The sequence below is a fragment of the Streptomyces europaeiscabiei genome, assembly GCF_001550375.1.
GTDB lineage: Bacteria > Actinomycetota > Actinomycetes > Streptomycetales > Streptomycetaceae > Streptomyces > Streptomyces europaeiscabiei.
The window spans coordinates 1-6,493 of sequence record NZ_LRTR01000345.1 but is presented as its reverse complement, the minus strand read 5'-3'; the positions used below and the strand labels follow the sequence as shown (position 1 = coordinate 6,493).

Genomic DNA, 6,493 nt, shown 5'->3' with positions numbered 1-6,493 from the left:
GGGCCGTGCTCGGCGCGGGGCCGCGCGGGCCGGTCTCCGTGGACCTCGTCGCCGAGGGCCCCCATCTGCTGATCGAGGGGCCGGTCGGCAGCGGTCGTACGGAGCTGTTGCGGTCCGTCGCCGCGTCGCTCGCCGCCGCCGAGCGGCCCGACCGGCTGGGCATCGCCCTCGTGGACGGGCGGGACGGCGGTGCCGGTGGCGCCGCCGGTGCAGGCGGCGGCCGGGCCGGGGAGGGGCTGGGGGTCTGTACGGACCTGCCCCATGTCGGTACGCATCTCACGGCCAACGATCCTGTCCGGATGCGGGAGTTCGCACAGTCCCTGATCACCGAGTTGAAGCGTCGGTACGAGTTGCTGGGCGGGCTCGGGTTCGTGGAGTGGCACACACGGCGTGAGGTCTCGGGACGTATCGTCCCGCAGCGTTCGTCGAAGCCCGGGACGGCGACGCCCGGCGTTCCGGGGGCGAGGTCCTCGGGGCCGGGGGCCGCCCGGGCGGGATCGGCCGGGGCCGCCGACCTCGACTCGTCCTCCAGCTCCACGCTTCGGCTGCGACCGGCGGCGAGCCGCAGGAACAGCGACCAGGACGGCAGGGGAGCTGCGGGGAACCCCGCCTCGGAACTCCCCCGGCTCGTCGTCGTCGTCGACGACCTCGACGCCCTGCTGTCACCCCCCTTGGGTTCCACGGGGAGGCCGGCGGCGGGGTCCGTCGTACGGGCGCTGGAGGCGGTGGCCCGGGAGGGCGAGCGTCTCGGTGTGCATCTCGTCGCCACGACCGCCGTCGGTGGGCGTGCGGGCGAGAGTGAGCTGGGGCGTGCGGCGGGCGGACGCGTCGTCCTGAGCGCGCCGATGCCGGGGCCGGACGAACCCGCGCCCGGCCGGGGGGAGTTGCTGGGCGAGGGGGGCCGCACGACCGCGTTCCAGGCGGGCCGTGTCACCGGCCGCATCCCGCGCACCGCGACCCTCCGCCCGACCGTCGTACCGCTCGACTGGGCGCGGATGGGCGACCCGCCGGCGCGGCGCCCCGTCCGTGAGTTGGGGAACGGCCCCACTGATCTGGCGCTGCTGGCCAGCGCGTTGGACCGCGCGGCACGGGAGGTCTCGGCGACGGACGTGCCGTCCCTGCTGTGAGGGCCCCCGGCGCCGGGCCGCGCCGGGGGTGAGAGGCGCTTGCCCGCGCCGACAGGGGCCGCAGGCCCCTTCAGGGGCGCGGGGAACTGCGCAGCAACCACCGTAGGCGAGCAACCACCGTAGGCGGGAAGCCGCCAACGACGAAGCACCCCCTCGGCGAAGAGGCGCTCGGCACCCCCGCGGCTCCGCGCCTCCGCCGCCCCACGCCCCCTCATGGTCACGACGCGGTCACGATCGCGACGTTGACACGGCAGGCGCCCTTGCCGCCCCCGAGCACGCGGCGTAGACCAGAGCGCACGGGACAGCGCTCTACGTTCGACGACGCACGGAGAACGGGGTCAGAGATGCGCAACATCCACCGCATTCGTCGCATTGTTGGCACACGCAAGCCCAACCCCCTCGGCAAGCCCACTCATCCCCCCACGTCCAAAGCCCTCGTGGCCCTCGCCGCAGGCGCCCTCGCCCTCTCGCTCACCGCGTGCGGCGGTGACGACAACGGCGACAAGGACGACAAAGGCAACGACGGCGGCGGCAAGGCCACCGTGCAACTCCCCAAGCTGGACGGCCAGAAGCTGGAGGTCGCGGCGGTCTTCACGGGCCCGGAGCTGGACAACTTCCAGAAGGTGCTGGACGAGTTCGAGAAGCGCACCGGCGCCTCGGTGACCTTCGTGCCGACCGGCAACAACACGTCCACGTTCCTCGGTACGAAGATCGAGGGCGGCAAGCCGCCGGACGTGGCGTTCCTGCCGCAGGTCGGCGTGTTGCACCAGTTCGCCGAGAAGGGCTGGGTGAAACCGCTCGGGAGCGAGGCCCAGGCACAACTGGACAAGAACTTCTCGGACGGCTGGAAGGACCTCGGCGCGTACGAGGGAAAGCAGTACGGCGTCTACGCGAAGGCCGCCAACAAATCCCTCGTCTGGTACAACACCGCGGCCTTCGAGGCGGCGGGGATCACCGAAGAGCCCAAGACGTGGGACGAGTTCCTGCAGACCGCGCAGACGCTCTCCGACGCCGGCTCCCCCGCCGTGTCCGTCGGCGGCGCCGACGGCTGGACGCTCACCGACTGGTTCGAGAACGTCTATCTCTCGCAGGCGGGCCCGGAGAAGTACGACCAGCTCGCCAAGCACGAGATCAAGTGGACCGACCCCTCCGTCAAGGACGCCCTGACCACGCTCGCCGAGCTGTGGGGCAAGGACGACCTGATCGCGGGCGGGGCGTCCGGCGCGCTGCAGACGGAGTACCCGAAGTCGATCACGCAGACCTTCGGCGGGGACACCCCGGCGGGCATGGTGTTCGAGGGCGACTTCGTGGCCGTCACCATCAACGGTGACACGGACGCGAAGATCGGCACGGACGCCAAGGTCTTCCCGTTCCCGGCGGTCGGCGACGACTCCCCCGTGGTCACCGGCGGCGACGCGGCCGTGGCGCTGAAGGACGGCAAGGGCGCACAGGCGCTGCTCACCTTCCTCGCCTCGACCGACGCGGCGGAGATCTGGGCGGCGCAGGGCGGCTTCCTCTCCCCCAACAAGGGCATGGACGAGAGCAGTTACAAGGACGACGTCACCCGGGAGATCGCCAAGGCGCTGCTCGCGGCGGGCGACGACTTCCGCTTCGACATGTCCGACCAGGCCCCGGCGGCGTTCGGCGGCACACAGGGCGTCGGCGAGTGGAAGGACCTGCAGGACTTCCTGAAGAGCCCCGACGACGTGGCCGGCGCCCAGAAGCAACTGGAGACCGACGCCGCGAAGGCCTACGGGAACGGCTGACGGCGGCCTCATGTCGTCTGCCGTGACGAAGACGGCGGGAGGCGCCGGCGCGCTGCCGACGCCCCCCGCCGCACCGCGCAAGAGCGTGACGGGTACCCGGCTGTGGGTGGCGGTGCTGTTTCTGCTGCCCGCGCTGGTGCTGCTCGGCGCGCTCGTGGTCTACCCGATCGGGTACTCGGTCTGGCGGAGCCTGTTCGACGCGGACGGCTCCGGCTTCGTCGGCCTCGACAACTACACGGAGATCTTCTCCGACGACTCCACTCTCGTCGCCGTACGGAACACCGCGATCTGGGTCGCGGTGGCCCCGGCGCTCGTCACCGCGCTCGGGCTGATCTTCGCGGTGCTGACCGAACGGGTGCGCTGGGGAACGGCGTTCAAGCTGATCGTCTTCATGCCGATGGCGATCTCGATGCTCGCGGCGGGCATCATCTTCCGACTGGTGTACGAGCAGGATCCGAGCCAGGGCGTCGCCAACGCGGTCGTGACGTCCGTGCACGACGTCTTCGCCGACGAGTCCGTGTATCCGAAGGCCCGGCCCAACGCCCAGGTGAGCGATCTACGGGCGTCCGGCGGCGGGTCGTTCACCACGGAGGGGACCGTACGGGCGGGCACCCCGGCGCTCCTGCCCCTCGTCGGCATCGCTCCCAACCGGCTGCCCGGCGACGCGCGGGACGCGAAGGCCGCCACCGGCGACGGTGTCACCGGCACCGTCTGGCTGGACTTCCGGCTCGGTGGCGGTGGCGAGAAGGGGGCCGTCGATTCGGGTGAGAAGGCGCTCAAGGGCGTCAAGGTCGAGGCGGTGAGGGACGGGAAGGTCGTCGCCACCGCGACCAGCGGCTCCGACGGTACGTTCAGCCTGCCGGAGTCGGCCGACGGGGCCCGACTCCGGCTGCCCGGGTCGAACTTCGCGGCGCCCTACAACGGCATCGACTGGCTGGGCCCGGCTCTCGTCACTCCGGCCGTCATCGGGTCGTACGTGTGGATGTGGGCGGGCTTCGCGATGGTGCTGATCGCAGCGGGTCTCGCCGGTGTGGACCGCAATCTGCTCGAAGCGGCCAGGGTGGACGGGGCGAACGAGTGGCAGGTGTTCCGCCGGGTCACGGTGCCGCTGCTGGCGCCGGTCCTGGTCGTCGTCCTCGTCACGCTGATGATCAACGTGATGAAGGTGTTCGACCTCGTCTACATCATCGCGCCCCAGCCCACCCAGGACGAGGCCAACGTCCTGGCCCTGCAGCTGTACCTGGTGTCGTACGGCGGTGGGGGCGACTTCGGTCTCGGCAGCGCGATCGGCGTGGTCCTGCTGCTGCTCGTGCTGCCGGTGATGTGGGTCAACATCCGGCGCCTCAGGAAGGAGCGCCAGCGATGACCGCTCTCGAAACGCCCGCGCCCGCGCCGAAGACTCCGGCGCGCGAGGCGCCCGCACGCGCCGAGCGCTCCGTCGCCGCCCGGCTCGCGAGCGGCGCGGCGGGCGGCGTACTGCGTGTGTTCCTGCTGCTGGTGGCCCTGTTCTGGCTGGTGCCGACGTTCGGGCTGCTGGTCTCGTCGTTCCGCGACCCGACCGACATCTCCGCCTCCGGGTGGTGGAAGGTGTTCACGGCTCCGGCCCAACTCACCACCAGAAGCTACGAGTCGCTGCTGGAGAACGACGGCATCACGGACGCCCTGTTCAACACCATCTGGATCACGGTCCCGGCGACGCTGCTGGTCGTCCTGATCGGCGCGATGGCCGGATACGCCTTCGCCTGGCTGGACTTCAAGGGCCGCGACTGGTGGTTCATGGCCGTGGTGGGGCTGCTGGTGGTGCCGGTGCAGGTGGCGCTGATCCCGCTGTCCGGGCTCTTCCGGGACCTCGGGATCTTCGGCGACATCATCGGCGTCGTCCTCTTCCACGTCGGCTTCGGACTGCCGTTCGCGATCTTCCTGTTGCGCAACTTCTTCGCGGAGATCCCGCGTGAGCTGCTGGAGGCGGCACGGCTGGACGGGGCGGGCGAGGTGCGGCTGTTCGCGACGGTCGTACTGCCGCTGGCCGCACCGGCGTTGGCGTCCCTCGGGATCTTCCAGTTCCTGTGGGTGTGGAACGACATGCTGGTCGCGCTGGTCTTCTCCAGCTCCGGCTCCCAGCCGCTGACCGTCGCACTCCAGCAGCAGGTACGGCAGTTCGGCAGCAACATCGAGGTCCTGGCGCCGGGGGCGTTCATCTCGATGGTGATCCCGCTGGCCGTGTTCTTCGCGTTCCAGCGGCAGTTCGTGTCGGGGGTGATGGCGGGGGCGGTGAAATAGCGGCAAGGGCGCTCAATGGCTTGGAAGTTGGGCGTGCGGTGGCGGGTGCGGGTCCGGTGGGGCTGGTCGCGCAGTTCCCCGCGCCCTGAAAGATTCAGGCCCCCGCGCCCCTAAAGACTCAGGCCCCTGCGGGCCTGAGAGCACGGGGCGCAGCCCCTGCCTTTCAGGGGCGCGGGGAACTGCGCGAGAGGCCCCACCGGACCCGCACCCGCCCGACAACCCCAGCTCCCCGAGCTACCGGGCGCCCCTGCCCGGCGGAGCCCCACCGCGCGAACAAACCCCACACGCCCACGAGTTCACGCCTGTACGCCCCCAAGCCCCGCGGATATCCCCCGTATGGAACACACCGCGTAACCAAATCATCCCATCGGCCGTTTCCGGGCAGTATGCCCGCGCCGACCCATGGATGTCCTCCTTGCCCAGGTTCAGTGTCATCGTTCCCGCGTACAAGGTTCAGGCGTACCTGCGCGAATGCCTGGATTCCGTGCTGTCCCAGTCCTTCGCCGACCTCGAACTGATCGTCGTCGACGACGCCTCCCCCGACAACTGCGGCGCGATCGCCGACGAGACCGCGGCCCGTGACCCCCGTGTACGGCGCACCGTGCGCCTGCGGGAGAACGCGGGCCCGGGTGCCGCCCGCAACAAGGGGATGGAGCACGCGAGGGGGGACTACCTCCTCTTCCTCGACGGCGACGACACGTTCACGCCGGGCGCACTCCAGGCGATCGCCGACCGCGTCAAGGAGACCGGCGAACCGGACGTCCTCGTCCACGACTTCGCCCGTATCTCCTGGTCGGGCGAGTCCGTCCGCAACGAACACGCCCTCCGGCTCACCGAGCAGGGCCCCGCCCCCTTCCGACTGGACGAGCGTCCGGGCCTGCTGAGCGTCCGCCCGGTGGTGTGGAACAAGGCGTACAAACGGGAGTTCGTCGAGGACCACGACTTCCGGTTCCCGCCCGGCATCTACGAGGACACGGCCTGGACGTACCCCGTCCTGATGGCCGCCGAGTCCGTCGCCACCCTCGACCGGGTCTGCGTCCACCACCGCCGGCGCCGCCACGGCAGCCTGCTCGGGACGACTACACGCGGTCACTTCGACGTGTTCGAGCAGTACGACCGGGTGTTCGCGTACGTCGACGAGCGGCCGGAGCTGGCGCAGTGGCGTCCGGTGCTGTTCCGGCGCATGGTCGACCACCTCACCTCCGTGTTCTCCCGGCGCCACCGGCTGCCGCGCGAGGCGCGCACCGAGTTCCTGCGTACGGTCCGCGCGCACTGCGCCCGCTACCGCACCCCGGGCGCCCCCATCCGCGCCCGCGCCCG

At 71.0% G+C, this 6,493-nt stretch carries 5 protein-coding genes; all 5 read left to right on the top strand.

Annotated elements, in window-relative coordinates:
* Positions 1–1,127 (top strand): P-loop NTPase family protein (locus AWZ10_RS16555; protein WP_279616628.1); only part of this gene is annotated, 1,127 nt, incomplete at its 5' end.
* 344 nt (positions 1,128–1,471) lie between these two features.
* Entirely contained in the window at positions 1,472–2,893 is a 1,422-nt protein-coding gene (locus tag AWZ10_RS16550; protein ID WP_107417446.1) for an ABC transporter substrate-binding protein, read from the top strand.
* A 10-nt stretch (positions 2,894–2,903) separates the two neighbouring features.
* Positions 2,904–4,259 carry a carbohydrate ABC transporter permease gene (locus AWZ10_RS16545; RefSeq protein WP_244172506.1) on the top strand — a complete coding sequence of 452 codons (1,356 nt, stop codon included), beginning with the start codon at positions 2,904–2,906 and terminating at the stop codon, positions 4,257–4,259.
* A complete protein-coding gene (locus AWZ10_RS16540; protein WP_060891444.1) occupies positions 4,256–5,173 on the top strand; it encodes a carbohydrate ABC transporter permease in 918 nt (305 codons plus the stop codon). Before AWZ10_RS16545 ends, AWZ10_RS16540 begins: the two co-directional genes overlap by 4 nt.
* Positions 5,174–5,588: 415 nt before the next feature.
* A partial coding sequence (locus tag AWZ10_RS16535; protein WP_208618512.1) for a glycosyltransferase family 2 protein occupies positions 5,589–6,493 on the top strand: 905 nt, incomplete at its 3' end.